This is a genomic window from Streptomyces sp. NPDC039430 (assembly GCF_055639435.1).
Genome location: NZ_JBVKAK010000005.1, coordinates 369,515 through 392,803, shown reverse-complemented (window position 1 = coordinate 392,803; position 23,289 = coordinate 369,515). Strand labels below are relative to the sequence as shown.

17 protein-coding genes and 1 tRNA gene are annotated in these 23,289 nt (G+C 71.2%); 1 reads left to right on the top strand and 17 read right to left on the bottom strand.

From position 1 onward, the window contains the following. Positions 1-39 precede the first annotated feature (39 nt). The 14 genes from ACZ7LS_RS16045 to ACZ7LS_RS15980 all read right to left on the bottom strand — a co-directional run bounded on the left by ACZ7LS_RS16045 (position 40) and on the right by ACZ7LS_RS15980 (position 19,556). A complete protein-coding gene (locus tag ACZ7LS_RS16045) occupies positions 40-621 on the bottom strand; it encodes a hypothetical protein (RefSeq protein ID WP_382670549.1) in 582 nt (193 codons plus the stop codon). After that, on the bottom strand, positions 618-1,862 hold the full coding sequence (locus ACZ7LS_RS16040) for a hypothetical protein (protein ID WP_385136799.1): 1,245 nt from the start codon (positions 1,860-1,862) through the stop codon (positions 618-620). The genes ACZ7LS_RS16045 and ACZ7LS_RS16040 overlap by 4 nt, the downstream gene beginning before the upstream one ends. Positions 1,863-2,053: 191 nt before the next feature. After that, positions 2,054-2,488 (bottom strand): hypothetical protein, encoded by a 435-nt coding sequence (locus ACZ7LS_RS16035; protein ID WP_382520883.1) that lies wholly within the window; start codon positions 2,486-2,488, stop codon positions 2,054-2,056. A gap of 209 nt (positions 2,489-2,697) precedes the next feature. Continuing rightward, a tRNA-Thr gene (locus ACZ7LS_RS16030) sits at positions 2,698-2,771 on the bottom strand. 97 nt (positions 2,772-2,868) lie between these two features. After that, complete coding sequence (locus ACZ7LS_RS16025; RefSeq protein ID WP_385136797.1) at positions 2,869-4,428, bottom strand: alpha/beta hydrolase; 1,560 nt, start codon at positions 4,426-4,428, stop codon at positions 2,869-2,871. Positions 4,429-4,657: 229 nt separating this feature from the next. Beyond that, entirely contained in the window at positions 4,658-5,863 is a 1,206-nt protein-coding gene (locus ACZ7LS_RS16020) for a DNA polymerase III subunit delta' (RefSeq protein ID WP_382670565.1), read from the bottom strand. 191 nt (positions 5,864-6,054) lie between these two features. Next, complete coding sequence (tmk, locus tag ACZ7LS_RS16015; protein ID WP_385136795.1) at positions 6,055-9,675, bottom strand: dTMP kinase; 3,621 nt, start codon at positions 9,673-9,675, stop codon at positions 6,055-6,057. Between the two features lie 135 nt (positions 9,676-9,810). Next, positions 9,811-12,708, bottom strand: a complete 2,898-nt coding sequence (gene topA, locus ACZ7LS_RS16010) for a type I DNA topoisomerase (RefSeq protein WP_385136793.1) — start codon at positions 12,706-12,708, stop codon at positions 9,811-9,813. 393 nt (positions 12,709-13,101) lie between these two features. Continuing rightward, complete coding sequence (locus tag ACZ7LS_RS16005) at positions 13,102-13,299, bottom strand: hypothetical protein (RefSeq protein WP_382520991.1); 198 nt, start codon at positions 13,297-13,299, stop codon at positions 13,102-13,104. 192 nt (positions 13,300-13,491) lie between these two features. Then, entirely contained in the window at positions 13,492-15,006 is a 1,515-nt protein-coding gene (locus ACZ7LS_RS16000) for a DUF7059 domain-containing protein (RefSeq protein WP_385136791.1), read from the bottom strand. Positions 15,007-15,164: 158 nt separating this feature from the next. Then, positions 15,165-15,746, bottom strand: a complete 582-nt coding sequence (locus ACZ7LS_RS15995; RefSeq protein ID WP_382520994.1) for a small secreted protein — start codon at positions 15,744-15,746, stop codon at positions 15,165-15,167. 241 nt (positions 15,747-15,987) lie between these two features. After that, positions 15,988-18,399, bottom strand: a complete 2,412-nt coding sequence (locus tag ACZ7LS_RS15990; protein WP_385134823.1) for a sodium-translocating pyrophosphatase — start codon at positions 18,397-18,399, stop codon at positions 15,988-15,990. A 254-nt stretch (positions 18,400-18,653) separates the two neighbouring features. Further along, entirely contained in the window at positions 18,654-19,100 is a 447-nt protein-coding gene (locus tag ACZ7LS_RS15985; protein WP_382670584.1) for an ATP-binding protein, read from the bottom strand. Between the two features lie 102 nt (positions 19,101-19,202). Beyond that, complete coding sequence (locus ACZ7LS_RS15980; protein ID WP_003967428.1) at positions 19,203-19,556, bottom strand: STAS domain-containing protein; 354 nt, start codon at positions 19,554-19,556, stop codon at positions 19,203-19,205. A 79-nt stretch (positions 19,557-19,635) separates the two neighbouring features. Between ACZ7LS_RS15980 and ACZ7LS_RS15975 the strand changes: the two genes are divergently transcribed. Then, the gene (locus ACZ7LS_RS15975) at positions 19,636-22,185 is read left to right on the top strand and encodes a DEAD/DEAH box helicase (RefSeq protein WP_385134825.1); all 2,550 of its coding nucleotides are present in this window, start codon (positions 19,636-19,638) and stop codon (positions 22,183-22,185) included. On the opposite strand, the gene ACZ7LS_RS15970 is transcribed toward ACZ7LS_RS15975, so the two are convergent. The 3 genes from ACZ7LS_RS15970 to ACZ7LS_RS15960 form a co-directional block, all read right to left on the bottom strand. Further along, positions 22,182-22,598, bottom strand: a complete 417-nt coding sequence (locus ACZ7LS_RS15970) for an Rv3654c family TadE-like protein (protein WP_382521002.1) — start codon at positions 22,596-22,598, stop codon at positions 22,182-22,184. The genes ACZ7LS_RS15975 and ACZ7LS_RS15970 overlap by 4 nt on opposite strands. Beyond that, positions 22,595-22,963, bottom strand: a complete 369-nt coding sequence (locus tag ACZ7LS_RS15965) for a TadE family type IV pilus minor pilin (RefSeq protein WP_382521004.1) — start codon at positions 22,961-22,963, stop codon at positions 22,595-22,597. Before ACZ7LS_RS15965 ends, ACZ7LS_RS15970 begins: the two co-directional genes overlap by 4 nt. A 79-nt stretch (positions 22,964-23,042) precedes the next feature. Continuing rightward, positions 23,043-23,243, bottom strand: coding sequence for a DUF4244 domain-containing protein (locus ACZ7LS_RS15960; protein ID WP_382521006.1), 201 nt, complete (start codon positions 23,241-23,243; stop codon positions 23,043-23,045). Positions 23,244-23,289: the final 46 nt, after the last annotated feature.

Below are 23,289 nucleotides of genomic sequence, written 5' to 3'. Positions count from 1 at the left end.
GCGCTGCCGCAGCCGGCTCCGTGCCCCCGCTGTCGTCGGTCAGAAACGACCGTCCCGCTCACGCAGGCGGACGGACCTGAGCGATTCCAGCGGCTCTCCGGCCACCAGCCAGGCGTGCACCACCGCGGCCACGGCGTACGGCGGAGCCGGACGCGCCCCGTCCGCTCCCGCGCACGCCGGGATGACGACGCCCCCGCCGCGCCGTGTTCCGAGGACGCACCCGTTCTCGGAGTCGGGCACGGCGGCGACGAGACAGCCCGGATGGCGCACGATCAGTTCGTTCGCGTGCCGGCGGGCCGCCGACGGTGGCAACGGCGTCCGGGACACGAGCACATCGGCGTACTCCACCTGGTCCGCTTCTCCCGGAGCGTCCGGGTTCACCCACAGATGCAGGTCGCACGGACCATGACCCGGCGGGTACGGACGACTCCCCGCCGCTTCGGACACCGCGTCGAGCCGGACAGTGACCAGACCGTCCCCCGTCGCCGACCTCCAGACGATAGAGGCGGAGACGGTGACCAGGCCGGTGCGACCATCCGAACAGACCTCGCTGGACGTACGCCGGACACCGAACCGCACCGCGCACCACGCGGCGTCCGGTACCCGTACAGGCCGGCTCATCGCTGCGCCACCCCCGGGTCGATGGCCTCCCACTGCTCCAGCGGCGGTGGCAGGGGCAACGGGGGGACGAGCGGCGCCCAGGCCGGTTCGCCCAGCTTGAGCAGCCGGTAGATGACAGCGCGCATCCGCTGGTGGAACTGGCCCGGCGCCGAGGAAAGCAGGGAAGCCACCTGCTCGTACTGCCCCGGACGGTGCCGCTCCGCGGCATAGCGCAACTGCTCGTCCAGCGGATACGCGGGAGAGATCACGGGCGCCAGCGTGGCCAGCAGCGCCGCCGGCGAGTAGGCCGAGATCTCGCGCCTCGGTCCGGGCGTGAGCAGCATGGCGGCGTCCGTGAGGGTTCCGTACGCCGTCAGCGATCCGTGGTCACCGATGATCCAGTCGGCGGCGATCAGCGGCGCCTGCCAGTCCGCTTCCGGGGGCACGACCGCGATCCCCCGGCCGCGGCAGCCGGCCAGCCAGCTATGTACCTGCCAGCCCCCGTGACCGGCGAAGACATTCGGATGGAGCAGCAGGGCGACCCGGTAGTCACGCCGGGGCAGCTGGCTCAGCAGCTGCGGCAGCAGGGCGTCGAGCCGTCCGAAGGTGGAGGTGGGCCCCCACGTCGAGGAGACGACCACGAGCCGCTGCCCCGCCGCCAGCCCCAGCGCCCCGCGGTACTCCTCGCGCCGGGACCTCCCGGCCACGATGCGGTCGACACAGGGATCCCCCACCACCTGCGCCACCGGAAGCGCCTCGGGGCAGGATCGCGCCAGTTCCTCCAGATCGCGCTCGTGCGCGTAGACGATCGCCGCCGGACCCACCCGTCCCTCGTGCAGAAGATGCTGACGGCTCAGCATCCCGGGCGCCCGTGTCTCCCCCGGTTCGAGGGTGGAGGTGTCGGTGAGCAGTTTGATGTGGCCGGCTCCGTGCGAGATGCGCACGACCGGAGCCCGCAACTCGTGCACCCCCCGGGATCCGGCGGCCAGCGCCAGGTCGAACTCGGCCCGTCGGGCCTCCTCCCAGGGCACGGTGGCGATGCCCAGACTCTCCAGATACCGCGAGACCCCCTCCCCGAAGGCGTGCGGCGGGGTGGTGAAGACCACCTGGATACGGAAGTCGGCCTCCAACAGGCAGAGGATCTCCCGCAGTCGCTGAGCGAACGTCACGGTGTGAGCGACGATCAGCAATCGCTTGCAGTCCAGTACGGTCAGCCACCGACCTTGTTCGATCAGCGCCGATTGTGTGGTTTTGACAGACACAACACTCCCCCATGCTTGTCGCTGCGTTCAGCAGTCGACAGAGGGGTGCCCGGGGGACACGGCGCTTTCCTTGCAGACCCCTTGCAGCCACCTTGTCCGGCGGCGTGCGACCACGACCGAGGCCACTTTCACCCGATTCGTCCCACACCAGAGGCCGGGGCAACAGAATCCGCCACGCCGGATACCCGGCTTCATTCCTGAGCGGGAGGCGTACCGAAGTTGAGCGAACCCACATCGCCGGCCTGAACCACCGGACCGTGCTGCGTACCCCCGCTGATCACGTTGTGGACATCCGCGACCCGCTGATCGCCCCCGTCGGGCGCCAATTCATCGAGAATGGCCCGCAGCTCGGAAGCGGAATCCGGATTGGCCACCAAAGCGCGCCGCAACCGCGCCCGCCACTCCGCCTCGACATCCAAGGCGATCCCCTCGTCGCCGTCCCCCGCCGCCCCCGTCAATTCCCCGCGCGAGGTCTCCAGCTCCCCCTCGATCACGTCTTCCTCACCGCCGCGGCGCGAGAAGTACGCGACGATACGATCACGAGCCTGCGCCCACGAATCGGTCGCCATCTGCTGTACGAGCGCCGTAGCGCCCGCGGCAGCGAGTGCCATCAACTCCGCTTCCACCGAACCCCCTTCGCCCCGACCGGGCCAGTCACCCTACCCCCTGACACCGGCCGACCACAGCGCGCCAACGCACCCCGGCCCGCCGATCCGACCCCCACCGAATCCGCCTCCGCGATTCACCCCCGGCCCGCGATCATTCGCCCACGCAGAAGGCCCCCACGATCTTCGCGGGGGCCTTCGTTCGAACGGTTTTCCCTGTTCAGGGACTGAGCCGCCTTCGGGATTCGAACCCGAGACCTACGCATTACGAGTGCGTTGCTCTGGCCAACTGAGCTAAGGCGGCGTGCCTTCCGCACCATGGTGCGATCAGCAGCGCGGCCAAGTCTACACAGTTTTGGAGGGTGCTCCGCACACCCTTCCCGCAGGGGTCTTCCCGCAGGTCAGGAGCATTTCTTGCCGTCCGCCGGGGGCGTGCCCTCCAGGAGGTAGGTGTTGATCGCCGTGTCGATGCAGTCGCTGCCGCGGCCGTACGCCGTGTGGCCGTCGCCGTTGTAGGTGAGGAGGGTGCCCGAGGAGAGCTGGGCGGCCAGGGACCGGGCCCACTTGTACGGGGTCGCCGGGTCGCGGGTGGTGCCGACCACGACGATCGGGGCCGCGCCCTTCGCCTCGATGCGGTGGGGGGAGCCGGTGGCCTTGGTGGGCCAGTAGGTGCAGTTCAGCGAGGCCCAGGCCAGGCCTCTGCCGAAGACCGGGGAAGCCTGTTCGAAGGAGGGGAGCGCTTGGGCGACCGCTTCGGGGCTGTCGAAGGCCGGCGGGAGGTCCAGGCAGTTCACGGCGGAGTTGGCGTACATCAGATTGGCGTACGAGCCCCCGCTGTCACGCTCGTAGTACGAGTCGGCGAGGGAGAGCAGGGCCGCGCCGTCGCCCTTCATGGCGTCCCCGAGGGCCTGGCGGAGCTGGGGCCAGGCCGACTCGTCGTACATCGCGGCGATCACGCCGGTCGTGGCGAGGGACTCGCCCAGGGGGCGGCTCTCGCCGGTCGGGACGGGCTTGGCGTCCAGTGTGGTGAAGAAGGTCTTCATACGGTTCGAGACATCGGCCACGGACTTCGTGCCGAGGGGACAGTCGGCCTGCTTGACGCAGTCCTCGGCGAAGGACCGGAAGGCGGTCTCGAAGCCCGCGGTCTGGTCGCGGTTCAGTTCACGGGCCGGGAGGGACGGGTCCATCGCGCCGTCGAGGACGAGGCGGCCGGTGCGCTGTGGGAACAGTTCCGCGTACGTCGCGCCCAGGAAGGTGCCGTACGACGCCCCGACGTACGAGAGCTTCTGGTCGCCCAGCGCGGTACGGAAGATGTCCATGTCACGGGCCGCCTCGACCGTGGACACATGCGGAAGGATCGCGCCGGAGCGCTTCTGGCAGCCCTGGGCGAACTTCTTGAAGGACGCGGCCAGCTTCGCGGTCTCGGCCTGGTCGTCCGGCGTCTGATCGACCTGGGTGTACGCGTCCATCTCCTTGCCCGTGAGGCATTCGACGGGCTCGCTCCGGGCGACGCCGCGCGGGTCGATGGCCACCATGTCGTACTGGGCGCGGACCGGGGCCGGGTAGCCGATGCCCGCGTACGCCTGGAGATACCCGATGGCCGAGCCCCCGGGACCGCCCGGGTTGACCATGAGAGAACCGAGGCGCTTGCCGGGCCCTGTGGCCTTCTTGCGGGCGACGGCCAGATCGATCCGGGTCCCGTCCGGCTTCGTGTAGTCGAGCGGTGCCTTCATCGTGGCGCACTCGAAACCAGGGACTCCGCACGCGCGCCACTTGAGCTTCTGGTCGTAGTACTTCTTCAGCGCGGCGGGGTCGATGGACACCGCGCCGGAGCCCGCATTCGTATCCGTATCCGAAGTCGATGCCTCCGACGAGGAACTGCCGGAACTGCAGCCGGAGATCAGCAGACCGGCCGCCACGAACGCGGTGGCGGTAATACGGAACAGGCGCCTGGTGTCCATTCAGGGAGCCTAGCCGCCGAATCGCGTACGCGGCCTGTCAGTGCTCGTACGGGTGATTTCCCGGATCTCCTGGAACTTCCGCATTCCCCGGACCCCACGGAACCCGCGGATTCCCCGGATCCCGCGGACCTCACGGATTCCCCGGACCCTACGCATTCCCCCCGTGCCATCCACCGCCCGCGCCGTCCACCGCCCGTACAAACAGGCTCTTGCGGCCCCGTACCGTCCGTCAGCCCGCCCGCAGCGAGACCGCCATCGCCTCCACCGCCAGCAGCGGCGCCACATTGCGGTCCAGCGCCTGGCGGCAGGCGACGATCGCCTCTATCCGGCGCAGCGTCCGCTCGGGCGCCGAGGCACGGGCGACCCGGTCCAGCGCGTCCCGTACGTCCCCATTGGCGAGCGCCACGCGCGAGCCCAGCTGGATGGCCAGCACATCGCGGTAGAAGCCGGTCAGATCGGTGAGGGCCAGATCCAGGCTGTCCCGCTGCGTACGAGTGGAACGGCGCTTCTGGCGGTCGGCCAGCTCCTTCATCACGCCCGCTGTGCCCCGGGGCATCCGGCCGCCCGCCGAGGCACCGAGCGCGGTCTTCATGTCCTCGGTCTCTTTGACGTCGACGTCCTCGGCGACCTGCTTGGCGTCCTCCGTGGCGGCGTCGATCAGCTCCTGCGCCGCCCTGAGACAGCCACCGATGTCGTCCACACGCAGCGGCATCTTGAGAACGGTGGCGCGACGGGCCCGTGCCCGTTCGTCGGTGGCGAGACGGCGCGCCCGGCCGATATGCCCCTGGGTGGCGTGGGCGGCGGCATGCGCGGCCTCGGGCTCGATGCCGTCGCGCCGGATCAGGACATCGGCGACAGCCGCCACCGGTGGAGTACGCAGCACGAGGTGGCGGCAGCGCGAACGGATCGTGGGCAGGACGTCCTCCAGGGAGGGCGCGCAGAGCAGCCAGACCGTACGGGGCGCCGGCTCCTCCACCCCCTTGAGCAGGACGTTCCCCGCGCCCTCGGTGAGGCGGTCGGCGTCTTCCAGCACATTGACCTGCCAGCGCCCGCCGGCCGGTGAGAGCTGGGCGCGGCGGACCAGCTCGCGGGTCTCCTTCACACCGATCGACAGCAGATCGGTGCGGATGATGTCCACATCGGCGTGCGTACCGATCAGACTCGTATGGCAGCCGTCGCAGAACCCGCAGCCCGGCTCACCGCCGAGCGCACGGTCCGGGCTCGTGCATTGCAGGGCGGCGGCGAAGGCGCGCGCCGCGGTGGACCTGCCGGAACCGGGCGGTCCGGTGAACAGCCAGGCGTGCGTCATCCTCGACGCCTCCGGCGGCTCGGTACCCGCCGCCTCGGCGGTCACGCGCGCGTCCGCGTCCCGGGCGGCGGCGGCGAGCGTCGCCCGAACGCGGTCCTGTCCGACCAGGTCGTCCCATACGGTCATGCGCCGTCACCACCTCCATGCCATGTGCGGTCCCACCCACGTGAGCCCCGGATTCCACTGTCCGGATCCCATTGTGGGGCCGGGGTCTGACAGTCCGGCCCGAGTCCGACGGCCGGCCCCGGGCACGGTCGGGGTCCGACCATGCCCGGGGCCGGCCTTCCGGCGCCGGGCCCCGGCCGTCCGAACAGGCCTCAGCGGCGGCGCCTGCCGTCGCTGCCGTCGCTGCCGTCGCTGTCGTCGTCATGCGGGCCGAGCAGCTCGTCCGCCAGGGTCGGAAGGTCGTCCAGCGGAGTCTCCTCCGCCCAGTCGGAGCGGCGGCGCGGGCGCTCGGGCGTACGTTCCTGACCACCCTCCCGATACGCCTCCGGGTTGACCTGCGGCAGCTCACGCGTGCGCTCGTTGCCGCCCTCGGCGGGCGACGGCCGCGCGTCCTCCCGGAAGAAGCCAGGCGGCACCCGGTCGGCCGGATCGGCGTTCCGTACGGGCGGGAGCACGGCGGTCTCGTCGGCCGCGCGGGCGTCCCGGCCGCCCGCCGCGCCATTCGCGCCCCGCTCGTCGCCGTGCCCGTCGTCCCGTACCGGCGGGAGCACCGTAGTCTCGTCGGCCGCCCGGTCCGTACGCTCGCCCCGGCCACCCCGGTCCGTACGCTCGCCCCGGCCACCCCGGTCCGTACGCTCGCCCCGGTCACCCGGGGCACCACGCTCAGCGGACCGGTCCGGATCCGGCACCTGCGGAATGACGGCCGTCTCGTCCGGATCCGCCGGCCGTACCGCCGGTACCTCCTGCGTCACCTCGTCCGGCGCGATCTCCGGCTTCTTCGTGAACTCCGGCTTCTTGAGGAGCGGCGTGGGGACCGTGATCTCGTTCGGAGAGACCCCCGGAGCCTCCGCCGAAGCCGCCGCCGCCGCGGCGGCCGCCGCCTCTTCCGCGAGCCGCCGTGCCTCCTCGGCCCTGAGCAGCGCCTCCTCGGCCTTGCGCTGCTTCTCACGGCGGCGCTCCTCGGCCTCCGCCCTGAGCCTGGCCTCTTCCTGGGCCTGCCGCCTGAGGCGCGCCTGCTCCGCCTCGTACGCCCGCTCCTCGGCCTCGCGCCGCTGCCGTTCCTCCTCGGCCTTCTTGCGCGCCTCCTCGGCGCGCTGCCTGGCCTCCTCGGCCTGCCGCTCGGCCTCGCGCTGCCGCGCCTCCTCCAGCTCGCGGCGCTTGCGCTCCTCCTCCTCGGCACGGAGCTTGGCGAGCTGCGCCTGCCGCTCGCGCTCCAGGCGCTCCTCCTCCGCCTTGCGCGCGGCCTCTTCCTCCGCCCTGCGGCGGGCTTCCTCGATGGCCGCCTTCCGCGCCTCTTCCTGGGCCTTCACCTCGGCCTCGGAGAGCGGCAGCATCTGGTCGAGCCGGTGCCGTACGACCGTGGTGACCGATTCCGGCTCCTGGCCGGCGTCCACCACCAGATAGCGGGTGGGGTCGGCGGCGGCGAGGGTGAGAAAGCCGGACCGTACCCGCTGGTGGAACTCCGCGGGCTCGGACTCCAGCCGGTCCGGCGCCTCCGTGAACCGCTCGCGCGCCGTCTCCGGGGAGACGTCGAGCAGCACCGTCAGATGCGGTACGAGTCCGTCCGTCGCCCAGCGCGAGATACGGGCGATCTCGGTCGGCGAGAGATCACGGCCCGCGCCCTGGTAGGCCACGGACGAGTCGATGTAGCGGTCGGAGATGACGATCGCGCCGCGCTCCAGCGCCGGGCGGACGACCGAATCGACATGCTCGGCCCGGTCGGCGGCGTACAGCAGGGCCTCGGCGCGGTTCGACAGACCGGCACTCGACACGTCCAGCAGGATCGTGCGCAGCCGCTTGCCCACCGGGGTGGCACCCGGCTCGCGCGTGACCACCACTTCATGGCCCTTGGCCCTGATCCAGTCGGCGAGCGCCTCGACCTGAGTCGACTTTCCGGCGCCGTCGCCGCCTTCTATCGCGAGGAAGAAGCCGGTCGCCGCCGGGGCCTGCGCCGGGTCGGCGCCGCCGCGCAGCGCGTCCCGCAGATCGCGGCGCAGCGGCACGCCGGACCGGTCGTCCGTCTTGGCGAGGACGACGGCCGCCACGGGCAGCAGCAGCGCGCCGACCAGTATCAGCGTGAAGGCCGCTCCGTCGTGCGCGAAGACGAAGTCGCCACCGGAGAGGCGGTGCGGGCCGATGGCCGCCGCGACGAGGGGAGCGACGACCAGGCCGAGCCCGACGAAGACCCGGACTACAGCCTGTAGGTGCTCGGTGACCCGGCTACGACCGTACTCCTCCGTCTCCAGGTCGATAAGGGTGTGTCCAGTATTCGCCGCGACACCGGCCGTGAAGCCCGCGAACAGCGCCAGGAACAGCACGGTCGCCATGTCCGGCACGAGGCCCATGACAAGCAGCGCTATGCCGGTGACCGCGATCGCCAGCGCGAACAGCCGGCGGCGCGACAGCGCGGGCAGCACCTTCCCGGCGCCGCGGATGCCCAGCCCGGTTCCACCGGCCAGGGCGAGGACGAGGAGGGCGAAGGCGACGGGACCGCCGCCGAGGTCCTTGGCCTGGAGTACGGCGACGCCCACGGCCGCGGCGACGGCGCCGGCGATCGCGCCGCACGCGAGGACGAACAGCGGCACCGCGCCCGTACGTCCCTTGTCCCGGGCGCTGGTACCGCCGGCGTTGCCGTCGGCGCCGTCCTGACCGCTGCTCTCACCGGATCCCTTGCCGGCAGACGCCTTGCCACCGGACGAGCCACGGGACGTCTTGCCGCTCGCGGCGCCCACGGACCTGCGCAGCCCTTCGAGCGGGGAACGCGGGCGGGGCGTATGGCCGTCGGGCAGTTCCAGGAAGTAGAGGGTCGACACCGACGCGGCGAACAGCCCGGCCGCGACATACGACCCGAGGGCCGCCTGATGCAGTGAGAACCACTCGATGCCCGTGCCCAGCAGATTGCCGATCAGCGTGGCGACGAGCAGGACCGCGGCGGCGACGGGGACGGCGGCGAAGGACGTGCGCAGGGAGAGCCGGCGCAGCGCGTCGAGATGGTCGGGCAGCGGGCGTACCGCGGCGCCCTCCAGTGGCGGAGCCGGCAGCAGCGCGGGAGCCGCGCTCTCCTTGGCGACCGTCCAGAAGCGCTCGGCGACACCGGCGACGAAGACCGTGCTGAGAAGGATCGGCAGGGCGCGGTCGGGGGTCCAGTCGAGCCACAGCGGCGCGACGATCAGCAGCGCGAGGCGCAGTACGTCCGCGACGATCATCGTCCAGCGACGGTCTAGCGGGCCACCGTCCCGCGCGGGCTTGGCCGCCTTGCTCCTGGCCGTCTTGTTCTTGGCCGCCTTGTTCCTGAACGCGGGGCTCTTGAACGCGGGGCTCTTGACCGCCGTGGCCCCGGACGCCTCAGGCGTCGCAGAGCTTCCAGCCGCGTCAACCGCGTCAACCGTCCCGGCCGACACTCCAGTCGTCTTCTTGGTCTTGGCCCCGGGCCCGCCACTGGGCGCGATCAGCGCCGTCAGCGGCCCCAGGAGCACCGCCCCGAACAGCAGCGTCGCCAGAACCCGGGCCCCGAACACGGCGGCGACGGCGAACGCCACACCCCGGTATCCGGCACCGAACGAGCCCTCGGCGATCGCCGCCTGCAACGACAGCAGCAGAAGCACGAGTACGGCGAGTACGTCGCCGATCCCGCCGACGAACTGGGCACCCCAAAGCCGCCGCAGCGGTGGAAGGCGCAACAGAGATCGTACGGCGCGCTCTCGTGAGTCTGCGGCAAGTGCGTCGGAGTCGGAGGTGGGGCTCACGACCGTTGGCTGCTCGGCTCGCGTCATCCGCCCAGCCTATCCGCAGCCGGTGACAACCCTGGAGCCCCGTCCGAACAGAGCGCGGAGACAGGGCGAACTCCCCGCCCCGCTCCCCCGTCCCCGCGGCTCAGCCGGCTGCACCGAGCCCCTGAACGCAGCTGCCTATTCGCCCGACTTCGCCGAAGCCGAAGCCGAAGCCGAGGCCGAGGCCGAGGGCGAAGACGAAGACGCCGAAGCCGAGGACGCCGCCGACTTCGCGGCCGTCTTCTTCGCCGTCGTCTTCTTCGCCGCCGTCTTGGCGGTCGTCGTCTTCGCGGCGGCCTTCTTCGCCGTCGTCGCCTTCTTGGCGGGTGCCTTCTTCGCCGGAGCCTTCTTCACCGCCTTCTTCGCGGTCTTCTTGGCCGGCCCCTTCGCGCGCTTCTCCGCGAGCAGCTCGTACCCCCGCTCCGGGGTGATCGTCTCGACGCTGTCGTCGGTCCGCAGCGTCGCGTTCGTCTCGCCGTCCGTGACGTACGGGCCGAACCGCCCGTCCTTCACCACGACCGGCCGCTCGCTCACCGGGTCCGTCCCCAGCTCCTTCAGCGGCGGCTTGGCCGCGGCCCTGCCCCGCTGCTTGGGCTGGGCGTAGATCGCCAGCGCCTCGTCCAGCGTGATGTTGAAGAGCTGGTCCTCGGTCTCCAGCGACCGCGAGTCCGTGCCCTTCTTCAGGTACGGGCCGTACCGGCCGTTCTGCGCGGTGATCTCCACGCCCTCGGCGTCCGTGCCGACCACGCGCGGCAGCGACATCAGCTTGAGGGCGTCGGCGAGCGTGACCGTGTCCAGGGACATGGACTTGAAGAGCGAGGCGGTACGCGGCTTGACCGCGTTCTTGCCGGTCTTCGGGGTGCCGTCCGGCAGGATCTCGGTGACGTACGGTCCGTAACGGCCGTCCTTCGCCACGATCTGGTGGCCGCTCTCCGGGTCCGCGCCCAGCTCGAAGTCACCGCTCGGCTTGGCCAGCAGTTCCTCGGCGTACTCGACCGTCAGCTCGTCGGGCGCCAGGTCCTCCGGCACATCGGCGCGCTGGTGGCCCTCCTCGTCCTTCTCGCCGCGCTCGACGTACGGGCCGTACCGCCCGACGCGCAGCATGATCCCGTCGCCGACGGGGAAGGAGGAGATCTCCCGGGCGTCGATCGCGCCGAGGTCCGTGACCAGTTCCTTGAGGCCGCCGAGGTGGTCGCCGTCGCCGTTCCCGGCGCCCGAGGCGACCCCCGCGTTGTCGTCGCCCTCGCCGAAGTAGAACCGCCGCAGCCACGGCACGGCCTGGGCCTCGCCCTGCGCGATGCGGTCGAGATCGTCTTCCATCTTGGCCGTGAAGTCGTAGTCGACGAGCCGGCCGAAGTGCGTCTCCAGCAGGTTGACCACGGCGAAGGAGAGGAAGGACGGGACGAGCGCCGTGCCCTTCTTGAACACATAGCCGCGGTCGAGGATGGTGCCGATGATCGAGGCGTAGGTCGACGGACGGCCGATCTCGCGCTCTTCCAACTCCTTGACCAGCGAGGCTTCGGTGTACCTGGCCGGCGGCTTCGTCGCGTGGCCGTCCACCGAGAGCTCCTCGGCGGAGAGGGCGTCGCCCTCGGCGACCTGCGGCAGCCGGCGCTCGCGGTCGTCCAGCTCCGCGTTCGGGTCGTCCGCGCCCTCGACGTACGCCTTCATGAAGCCGTGGAACGTGATCGTCTTGCCGGAGGCGGAGAATTCCGCGTCCCGGCCGTCGCTCGACCTGCCACCGATCTTGACGGTGACGCTGTTGCCGACCGCGTCCTTCATCTGCGAGGCGACGGTCCGCTTCCAGATCAGCTCGTAGAGCTTGAACTGATCGCCGGTCAGTCCGGTCTCGGCGGGGGTACGGAACCGGTCGCCCGAGGGACGGATCGCCTCGTGCGCCTCCTGCGCGTTCTTGACCTTGCCCGCGTACGTCCGCGGCCTGTCCGGCAGGTAGCTTGCCCCGTACAACTGCGTGACCTGCGCACGGGCCGCCGAGACCGCGGTGTCCGAGAGGGTCGTCGAGTCCGTACGCATGTAGGTGATGAAGCCGTTCTCGTACAGCTTCTGCGCGACCTGCATCGTGGACTTCGCCCCGAAGCCCAGCTTGCGCGAGGCCTCCTGCTGGAGCGTCGTCGTACGGAACGGGGCGTACGGGGAGCGGCGGTACGGCTTGGACTCGACCGAGCGTACGGAGAAGGAGGCGTTCTCCAGGGCGGCGGCGAGCGCCCGCGCGTTGGCCTCGTCCAGATGCAGCACCTGGTCGGACTTGAGCCGGCCGTCGGGACCGAAGTCACGGCCCTGGGCGACGCGCCGGCCGTCGACCGCGTTCAGCCGGGCGACCAGCGAGGACGGGTCGGAGGCGTCCCCGGCGCGGCCGGTGGAGAACGTGCCGGTCAGGTCCCAGTACTCGGCGGAGCGGAAGGCGATTCGCTCACGCTCGCGCTCGACGACGAGGCGGGTGGCGACGGACTGGACGCGGCCCGCCGAGAGGCCGCGCATGACCTTCTTCCACAGGACCGGCGAGACCTCGTAGCCGTAGAGCCGGTCGAGGATGCGGCGGGTCTCCTGGGCGTCGACCATGCGCGTGTTCAGCTCGCGCGGATTGGCGACGGCGGCCCGGATCGCGTCCTTGGTGATCTCGTGGAAGACCATCCGGTGGACCGGGACCTTGGGCTTCAGGACTTCCTGGAGGTGCCACGCGATGGCTTCGCCCTCGCGGTCCTCATCGGTGGCGAGATAGAGCTCGTCGGATTCGGCCAGCAGCTCCTTGAGCTTTCTGACCTGGGCCTTCTTATCGGCGTTGACGACGTAGATCGGCTGGAAGTCATGCTCGACGTCCACGCCGAGGCGGCGCACCTCGCCGGTGTACTTCTCGGGCACCTCGGCGGCGCCGTTCGGGAGGTCGCGGATGTGCCCGACGCTCGCCTCGACGACGTAGCCAGGGCCGAGGTAGCCCTTGATCGTCTTCGCCTTGGCAGGCGACTCGACGATGACGAGTCGGCGGCCGCCGTGTGCGGTCTCGCTGGTCGGGGACAACTTCGCTCTTCTCTCCGGTCGACGCTCGGTGGGCTCGTACGGCAGTACGGCAGTACGCCTTGGCGGGGCCCGGTACGGCCCAGCGGTGACGCTGCTTCGCTGCGGAGTGTGACGGTACAACCCGCCCCCGTGTCAAACGGCGAAAGCCCGCAACGGCCACTCGAACGGTAACCCGACTCCAGTCATTCCTGCCGCCCGGACCCCCGGGCTCGTCGCGTCGGAACGCGGAGGCAGTGATTCCGCCGGGATACGCGGCGATGGTTCCGGATCACGGCCCCCGGCGCGTCCGGTGCAGGTCCGGCGGCCTGCCGGAGCCGCGCACGGGCCTTACCGATCATGGCCGGAGGTTCCGCTCCGGCGTCCGGAAACCGGGCCCGGATACGTCGGAAACCCTCAGATACGACCGAAGCACCACACGCCGAGAGCGAGAAAGACCACGCCCGAGAGTGTCGCGAGCGTGATGGACGCCGCGGGCCGTACGCCGTGGGCCACCGGCGCGCGGTGCAGCACGCGTGCCCCCGTCCACAGCAGCAGCGCGGCACTGAACAGCGTGAACGCCGTCCCCGCGAAGATCGCCGGCCCACTCTCCATGCCCGTACCCCGCTCATTCCGTGGCACCCGCTGGCGGGCGCCGAGGTGTCAGTGGGCCGAGGCTGGCACCCCGGGACGTCACCAGCGCGAATTCCGGGTGAACGCCGCGCTCTTTCACCCGCACGCCGAGGCCGCCCCGCACCGCGCCCCTCACCGCGGCGGCGTCACCGCGGCGGCGTCATCCGGGCGGCGTCATCGGGGCGCGGGCGCCGGTTCCAGGAATCCCTCCTCCACCAGGAGCCGGATCGCCTGCGGGGTACGGTCCCTGAGCAGCACCGGATCCTCCCCCATCAGCTGGCCGATCGCGTCCAGGATCCGTCCCGCGCTCAAGGTCCCGTCACAGACCCCCGCGAAACCGGCCCCGACCGCGTCGACCTTCGTGGCCCGGCGCATACCGCGGTGCTGACGGAGCACCACATGCTCCGGGTCCTCGGCACCCGGCAGCCCCACCTGCTCCTGGACCACCTCGGGCGCCAGGACGAAATGGCCGGCGAGGAGCGCCGCGTCGTCGTGCGTCCGCAGATAGTCCTGGCGCTCGAAATGGGCCCGTACGGTCTCGCCGAGCGGCTGCTCCACCGGATGCGGCCACTCCTCCACGACGATCGACTGCTCCGCGGCCCCCGTCTTCCTGAGCGTGATCCAGCCGAAGCCGACGGCCTTGGTCTTACGGGCCTCGAACTCGTCCAGCCACGCTTCGTACCGCGCGGTGTACTCCTCCGGGTCGGCCCTGTGGTCACCGCTGTCGCGCAGCCACAGCTCGGCGTACTGCGTCACGTCCTGGACCTCGCGCTGCACGATCCAGGCGTCACAGCCGCGCGGCACCCACGAGCGCAGCCGCTGCTGCCACTCCTCCCCCTCCACGTGCTGCCAGTTGGCGAGAAAGTGCGCGAATCCGCCGTCGTTCAGCCGCTCCCCCGCCTGCTGGACGAGCGTGCGGCACAGTTCGTCCCCGCCCATCCCGCCGTCGCGGTAGGTGAGCCGGGCCCCGGGCGAGATGACGAACGGCGGATTCGAGACGATCAGGTCGTACGTCTCGTCCGCGACCGGCTCGAAGAGCGAGCCCTCGCGCAGCTCGGCGGCGGGGGCGCCGGAAAGGGCCAGCGTCAGCCGCGTGAAGCCGAGCGCCCGGGGGTTGAGGTCGGTGGCCGTGACGCGGGTGGCGTGCTGGGCGGCGTGCAGCGCCTGGATACCGGAGCCGGTGCCGAGATCGAGCGCGCTCCCGACCGGTGCGCGTACGGTGATCCCGGCCAGGGTCGTCGAGGCGCCGCCGACGCCGAGCACCACCCCCTCGTCATGGCCGCCCGCGCCCGAGGCGCCGCCGACCGCGCGGCCCAGGTCGGAGACGATGAACCAGTCCTGCCCCTCGGGCCCGCTGTACGGCCGTACGTCCACCGTCGCGTGGACGTCGTCGCCGTCGTCCCCGTCCTGTGTGACCCAGCCGTCGGCGAGCGCCTCGTCCAGCGGCAGCGCGGCAGCCGCGCGCTCCCCCGGGACCGGTCGTTGGAGCAGGAAGAGCCGTACGAGCGTTTCGAGCGGGGTGTCGCCGGGGGTGGCACGGAGCGCGGGCACGGTCTCGCTGCGGGCCAGCGCGGCATAGGCGGGTGCGCCGAGCAGGTCGAGCAGGCCGTCTGCGGTGAAGTCGGCGGCGAGCAGGGCCGCACGGAGTCGGGGCGAGTGGTCGGGCGCGGGAAGGCTGGTCGTACTCACCCCCACATTGTGGCGGCTGCCACTGACAACGGCCCGCGGCCCGGCCCCTCCGTTCGGGGGACCGGGCCGCGGGCCGTGTGCGACCGCGTTCCGGAGCGGCCCGAAGCCCCTGAGGGCGCCCGGGAGCGGACGGTGTGGTGCGGTGGCGTGCCGTCGGGTCACGCCGCCGGGGAAGCGGACCCCCCGGCCGTCGAGGGGGGCTTCTGGCAGCCGGTCTGCTTCGCCATCGCCTTGCCGACGTCGCCGGACTGGAGCTTCTGGAGTGCCTGGTCGCCGCTCTTGCCGAGCTTGTCCAGCTCGTCCGCGACGCCCTTGAGGCCGTCGGCGAAGTCCGCCTGGTCCTTGGTGTCGAGCGCGTCGACCTTCGTCTTGAGGCCCGCGTACGCCGTCGCGGTGGCGTTGAGCTCCTTGACGGCCTCCTTCTGGGTCTTCTCGCCGTCCGTGACGGGCGGGGCGCCCGCGCCGTCCACGGCGGAGCCCAGCGCCTTGTAGGCGTCGGAGATGGCCTGGAAGGCAGCCGAGTCGGCCTTCTGGACATCAGCGGGCTTGCTGCTGTCGGAGGTCGCCTGCTGGATGGAGGTGTTGGCGTCCGCGATCTTCGTCAGTTGAGGCTGAACCTGGTCACAGACCTTCTTGGCCCAGTCGTTCACCTTTTGTTCGCTGTCATCACCACTGCAGCCGGACAGCGCCATGAGCAGCACCGCACCGCCGGACAGCGCGGCCACAAGCTTCTTGTTCACCGGATGGGTCCCTTCCAAGGCTCTCGGCCCCGGAACATACACGCCAAGTGGGCGACAACCGCGCGCCAAACGTCCGTTCAATACCCTATTGCAGCCATTTGCACCAAGAGAGAGACACCTCACGCCGGACGTACGCCGTCCCTCACGGACGTGAGCGGGCGGGCGGCGCGTCACTCCGCGCCACCCGCCCGCTCCTGTGCGTTTCTCAGCCGTCAGAAGCCGCAGCAGCCGTCAGGAGTCGTCAGGGAGCCGCCACCGGGTCGGGCGACTTCTCGCTCCCGCCGCCGGAACCGCCCCCGCCGCCCTCGCTCCCGCCGTCCACCGTGACCGAGCGCCGTTTGGAGACATAGACCGCGCCGATGATGACGACAAGGGCGAGCACCGCCACCAGCGTGCGGACGCCGGCGCTGGCGTCCGCCCCGTAACTGAACTGCACCACCGCCGGGGCGATGAGCAGCGCCACCAGGTTCATCACCTTCAGCAGGGGGTTGATGGCGGGACCCGCCGTGTCCTTGAACGGGTCTCCCACGGTGTCCCCGATGACCGTCGCGGCGTGGGCCTCACTGCCCTTGCCGCCGTGATGACCGTCCTCGACGAGCTTCTTGGCGTTGTCCCAGGCACCGCCCGAGTTGGCGAGGAAGACGGCCATCAGCGTGCCCGTACCGATCGCGCCGGCCAGGAACGAGCCGAGCGCGCCCACGCCGAGCGAGAAGCCGACGGCGATGGGGGTGAGGACGGCGAGCAGTCCCGGGGTGGCCAGCTCGCGCAGCGCGTCCTTGGTGCAGATGTCGACCACCCGGCCGTACTCCGGTTTCTCGGTGTAATCCATGATCCCGGGGTGCTCGCGGAACTGCCTGCGCACCTCGTAGACCACCGAACCGGCCGATCGCGAGACCGCGTTGATCGCCAGCCCCGAGAAGAGGAAGACGACCGCGGCGCCCAGGATCAGCCCGACCAGGTTGTTGGGCTGCGAGATGTCCAGGCTGAGCGTCAGCTCGCCCGCCTTGGCCCCCACCTCCGCGACGGCCGTGGCGATGGCGTCCCGGTACGAGCCGAAGAGCGCCGACGCGGCGAGTACGGCCGTGGCGATGGCGATGCCCTTCGTGATGGCCTTCGTGGTGTTCCCCACGGCGTCGAGGTCGGTGAGCACCTGCGCGCCCGCGCCCTCGACGTCGCCGGACATCTCGGCGATGCCCTGGGCGTTGTCGGAGACGGGCCCGAAGGTGTCCATGGCCACGATCACGCCGACGGTGGTGAGCAGCCCGGTGCCCGCCAGGGCCACCGCGAAGAGGGCGAGCATGATCGACGTACCGCCGAGCAGGAACGCCCCGTAGACCGCGAGGCCGATCAGCAGCGCCGTGTAGACAGCGGACTCCAGACCGATGGCCACCCCCGCGAGCACGACGGTGGCGGGCCCGGTCAGGGCGGACTTGCCGATGTCCCTGACCGGGCGCCGGCCGGTCTCGGTGAAGTAGCCGGTGAGCTGCTGGATCAGGGCTGCCAGCACGATCCCGATGGCCACCGCGAGCAGGGCGAGCACCCTCGGGTCACCGCTGTGCGTCAGGATCGCCTGGTCCGTGACCCCGTCCAGCTCCGCGTACGTGGAGGGCAGGTAGACGAACGACGCCACGGCCACCAGCGCGAGCGAGATCACCGCGGAGATGAAGAAGCCGCGGTTCATGGCGCTCATCCCGCTGCGGTCGGCGCGGCGCGGGGCGACCGCGAAGATGCCGATCATCGCGGTGATCACCCCGATCGCGGGGACGATCAGCGGGAAGGCCAGCCCGAAGTCCCCGAACGCCGCCTTGCCGAGGATCAGCGCGGCGACGAGCGTCACCGCGTACGACTCGAACAGGTCTGCGGCCATGCCCGCGCAGTCACCGACGTTGTCGCCCACGTTGTCGGCGATCGTCGCCGCGTTGCGCGGATCGTCCTCGGGGATCCCCTGCTCGACCTTGCCGACCAGGTCGGCGCCGACGTCGGCCGCCTTGGTGAAGATGCCGCCGCCGACGCGCATGAACATGGCGATCAGCGCGGCCCCGAGGCCGAAGCCCTCCAGCACCTTGGGGGCGTCGGCGGCGTAGACGAGGACCACGCAGGAGGCACCGAGCAGACCGAGGCCCACCGTGAACATGCCGACCACGCCACCCGTACGGAATGCGATCCTCATGGCTTTGTGCGAAACGGCCGTGAGATCTTTCTCCGGCTCACCCTCCGCCGGTGTCGCCTCACGCGCGGCCGCCGCCACCCGCACATTGCTGCGTACGGCGAGACGCATGCCGATGTAACCGGTGGCCGCCGAGAAAAGCGCACCCACCAGGAAGAACAACGAACGTCCCGCGCGTTGTGACCAGTTGTCGGCCGGCAACAACAGCAACAGGAAGAACACCACGACGGCGAATACGCCGAGGGTGCGCAACTGCCGTGCCAGATAGGCATTCGCGCCTTCCTGGACCGCGGCCGCGATCTCCTTCATCGAATCGGTGCCCTCGCCGGCCGCCAGCACCTGGCGCACCAGCAGCTGGGCAACGAACAGCGCCGCCAGCGCGACGACCGCGATGACGATCACGATGACGCGGTTGTCATCCGTGAGTATCGCCGCGGCGAGAGAAGTGGGGTGCTCGGACAGTTGTGGTTGGAAGTGCCCCGCCATTCGTCCTCCTTGACGCTCAGCGTTCAAGATGGACGGATTGTAGGGAGCGGAACCTGATCAAAACAGAGCACGCCACATGCAATTGACCTTGACTTATCGAATGACCTTGGAAAGGGTAATGGGATAAGCGCGTTAATGGGTGATCGATAATCCGATGGAAAAGAGAAAGGCCCTGCTCGGCAGGGCCTTTCTGGAATGGATCACCGGCTCCCCGTTCGGCTGCCCGAAAGGGCCGGTGGCAGTGCCGTGTGCCGTCAGGGCAGCGCGACGGCCGCGGCCGTCGGCCAGCTCATCCGGATGACGCCACCGTCGTCGCCCGAGGTGACCTCCACATCGTCGACGAGCCCGCTGATGACCGCGAGACCCATCTCGTCCTCACCCTCGGCGTCGCTCTCGTGGGAGTCGGCCGGAGCCGCGCCGTCACGGGCCTCGCCGGCGGCACCGCCCGTGGCCGTGACGCCGTCGCCGACCTCGATGGAGAAGGTTTTCTCCTCCTCGTTCAGCACGACTCTCACCGGAGCGGTGATGCCATGGCTGCGGTGCAGCCCGACCGCCCGGCTGCACGCTTCACCGACCGCGAGTCTGACCTCGTCCAACACAGCTTCATCGACGCCTGCCCGGCGAGCCACGGCGGCCGCCACCAGACGGGCCGTTCTGACGTGTTCGGGCTGGGCGCTGAAGCGGAGTTCAACGGTGGCCATGCGATCCCCCTCGAACGTACGAGCGTGGAAACTCACGGGCGCGGGCGCCGGGCATCACGCCCGGTGCCTCTGCCCTCTCTCCTCCGGAAGACGCGGCCGACCTCAGTCGGTGGCCGCTACGGCCTCGTCGACCGTGGTGTGGATCGGGAACACCTTGGTGAGACCGGTGATCCGGAAGATCTTGAGAATGCGCTCCTGGTTGCAGACCAGGCGCAGCGAGCCCTCATGGGCGCGCACTCGCTTCAGGCCACCCACGAGCACGCCGAGACCGGTCGAGTCCAGGAAGTCCACGCCCTCCATGTCGACAACCAGGTGGTAGCTGCCGTCGTTCACCAACTCGACCAACTGCTCGCGCAGCTTGGGCGCGGTATACACATCAATCTCGCCACCGACCTCGACGACCGTACGGTCGCCACCAGGGCCGGACACATTGCGAGTCGACAGGGACAGGTCCACGGATCCTCCAGCACCTTGCTATCGAGCGGTCGCCCCTCGGGTCTCCCCGACGGAGCCAGGGGACGTATCGCCAGCCGCGATGGCATTCAATCACTTACCAGCAGTCATGCACGACGCCTTGAGACCATTGTCCGTCACGCCAGTGACACACTCGATGCCGATGGCCAGGAATCACCGCCCCAGTGGACCCCCCGAGAGCGGGGGCAACCGCCCCTCCCCCCGTACGGTCCTGGACCGGCTCGCCACGGGGGCGGGCCGTGCTGCGCGCATCACCCATACGGAGCACCTGCCCCCACGTGCGGGGCGTCATGCCGTCTGGCCCGACCGCATCCGCCCGGAAGTGATCAACGCCATTCAGCGGGCCGGTATCGACCATCCGTGGGCCCACCAGGCGGCCGCCGCCGAGCACGCCCTGGACGGCGAGTCCGTCGTGATCGCCACCGGCACCGCCTCCGGCAAGTCCCTGGCGTATCTCGCCCCCGTACTGAGCACCCTCCTCGACGGTTCCGAGGCGCCCAACGGCCGGGGAACGACCGCGCTCTACCTCGCCCCGACGAAGGCGCTCGCCGCCGACCAGCGCCGCGCCGTCAAGGCGCTGGCCGCCCCGCTCGGCAATCACGTGCGCCCCGCCGTCTACGACGGTGACACCCCCGTCGAGGAGCGGGAGTGGGTCCGGCAGTACGCCAACTACGTGCTGACCAATCCGGACATGCTGCACCGGGGGATACTCCCGTCCCACCCCCGCTGGGCCTCCTTCCTGCGCGCCCTGCGCTATGTCGTCATCGACGAGTGCCACACCTACCGCGGTGTCTTCGGCTCCCATGTGGCGCAGGTACTGCGCCGGCTCCGCCGCGTATGCGCCCGTTACGGAGCGAATCCGGTCTTCCTGCTCGCCTCGGCGACGGCCGCGGAGCCTGCCCAGGCCGCCGGCCGGCTCACCGGGCTGCCCGTCCACGAGGTCGCCGACGACGCCTCACCGCGCGGCGAGCTGGTCTTCGCGCTCTGGGAGCCGCCGCTCACCGAGCTGCACGGCGAGAAGGGCGCCCCCGTCCGCCGTACCGCCACCGCCGAGACCGCCGACCTCCTCACCGACCTGACCGTCCAGGGCGTCCGTACGGTCGCCTTCGTACGCTCCCGGCGCGGCGCCGAGCTCATCTCCGTCATCGCCCAGGAACGGCTGGCCGAGGTGGACCGCTCGCTGGCCCGCCGGGTCGCCGCCTACCGAGGCGGCTACCTCCCCGAGGAACGCCGCGCCCTGGAGAACGCCCTGCACTCCGGCGAGCTGCTCGGCCTCGCCGCCACCACCGCCCTGGAGCTGGGCATCGACGTCTCGGGCCTGGACGCCGTCGTCATCGCCGGATATCCGGGCACCCGCGCGTCCCTGTGGCAGCAGGCGGGCCGGGCAGGCCGCTCCGGGCAGGGAGCGCTGGCCATCCTGGTCGCGCGGGACGATCCGCTGGACACGTTCCTCGTCCACCACCCCGAGGCGCTGTTCCGGCAGCCCGTCGAGTCCACCGTCCTCGACCCCGACAACCCGTACGTCCTCGCCCCCCATCTGTGCGCGGCGGCCGCGGAACTCCCCCTCACCGAAGCCGATCTGACGCTCTTCGGCCCCGCCGTACCCGACCTGCTCCCGCAGCTGGAGACCGCGGGGCTGCTGCGGCGCCGCGCCTCCGGCTGGTACTGGACCCGCCGCGAGCGGGCCGCCGATCTCGCCGACATCCGGGGCGAGGGCGGCAGTCCCGTCCAGATCGTCGAGGCGGGGACAGGACGGCTGCTGGGCACGGTCGACGAAGCCGCCTCCCACACCGCCGTCCACGACGGCGCCGTCCACCTCCACCAGGGCCGTACGTACCTGGTGAAGCGGCTCGACCTGGCGGACTCGGTCGCCCTGGTCGAAGAGGCGAACCCGCCGTACTCCACCACCGCCCGCGACACCACCGCCATCTCCGTGCTCGAAACCGACACGGAGATCCCGTGGGGCGAGGGACGCCTCTGCTACGGCTCCGTCGAAGTCACCAACCAGGTGGTCTCCTTTCTGCGCCGCCGGCTGATCACCGGCGAGGTACTGGGCGAGAGCAAACTCGACCTGCCGCCACGGACGCTCCGCACCCGGGCCGTGTGGTGGACCGTCACCGAGGACCAGCTCGACCGGGCCCGGGTCAATCCGGAGCAGCTGGGCGGCGCGCTGCACGCCGCCGAGCACGCCTCGATCGGGATGCTGCCGCTCTTCGCGACCTGCGACCGCTGGGACATCGGCGGGGTGTCCGTGCCCCTCCACCCGGACACGCTGCTGCCGACAGTCTTCGTGTACGACGGCCATCCCGGCGGCGCGGGCTTCGCGGAGCGGGCCTTCCGGACAGCACGGGAGTGGCTCGGTGCCACCCGCGAGGCGATCGCCTCCTGCGAGTGCGACGCCGGCTGTCCGTCCTGCATCCAGTCCCCGAAGTGCGGCAACGGCAACGACCCCCTGCACAAGCGAGGTGCCGTACGGCTGCTGACCGAGCTGCTCAGCACCGCCCCCGACGCGCGGGCCGAAGCGGAACCGGAAGCGGATCCCGTCGCGGTCGCGGTTGCCGACGCGGACGTGGTCGCGGACGCGGTCGCGGACGCGTCCACCGTGGTTTAGCCCGCGAGACCCGGCACGGCGCCTGGCGGAGGCACGGGGAGCGGTGGTGGTCCCGCCCGTGCCCTGACCGTCGGGGTGTACGGCCCGAAGGCCGCCCGCGCCGTCACGTCCGCGATCTCACCGCTCACCACGCACCGCACCACCTCCGATCCCTGCGCCGCCGCCACCGCGACCGCTCTGCGGCAGGCGTCCGCCGAACCGAGGAGCGCGTGGTCCGCCGCGGCGAGGGCCGCCAGATCGGCCGCCGTGCCCGCCCGGTGCCGAGTGACGACCGCCTGTCCCATCGCGAGCACCAGGGCGAAGACGGCGCACAGCGCGGTCGCCGCCACCGCCGCCCACACCGTCGCCGACCCACGGTCCCCGCTCCCCGCCCTGGCCCTGGCGGCCCCGTCCCTGGCCCGCTCCCCGGTCATGGCGCCGCTCCGGCTCTGCGCGGGCCCCTGGAGCCGTCTCTCGCGGCCTGTACGGGGTCCGGGACGTCCACCGCGTCCTCCGCCGACGCGACGGCCTCGGCGGTGAGCGTGAGGGCCAGGGCGCCCGGTCCGGGCGTCGGCGCCTCCACCCGCACCCGCCACAGATCGCCTGTACGGCCGAGAGCGACCCTGGCGCCCGCCGGGGCGGCCGAACGGGCGGCGGCCACCGCCGCGGCCCGTGGCTCGGCTCTGGCGGCCGCTCTCGCCCCCGCCCGCGCCGCGTCCACACACCGGATCTGTGAGGAAGCCGCCATCAGAGCCCAGACGAGGGCCAGGGCGAACACGGCCAGCGCCGGTACCGCCATCGCCGCCTCCGCCGTCACGAACCCCCGGTCACCGCGACGGGCCGGGCGACGGCCCCGGGCCGGGCGCGTACGGACCGTCTCAGAACTGCGCACTGAGAGCCCTGCCGATCAACGACTGCAAGGCACCCGCCACAGGCCCGCTCGTGACTACCTTGTAGAGCACCGCAGCGAGCGCGCAGGCGGCGATCGTCCCCACCGCGTACTCGGACGTGGTCATCCCTGCGTCTGCCCGCGCCCCGCGCAGCCCTACCCGCCGCATGCGTCGGATCCTCATCCTCATGTCATCTCCCCGTAGAAGCCGTGGAAAGTTGGTCAGTTGGTCAGTG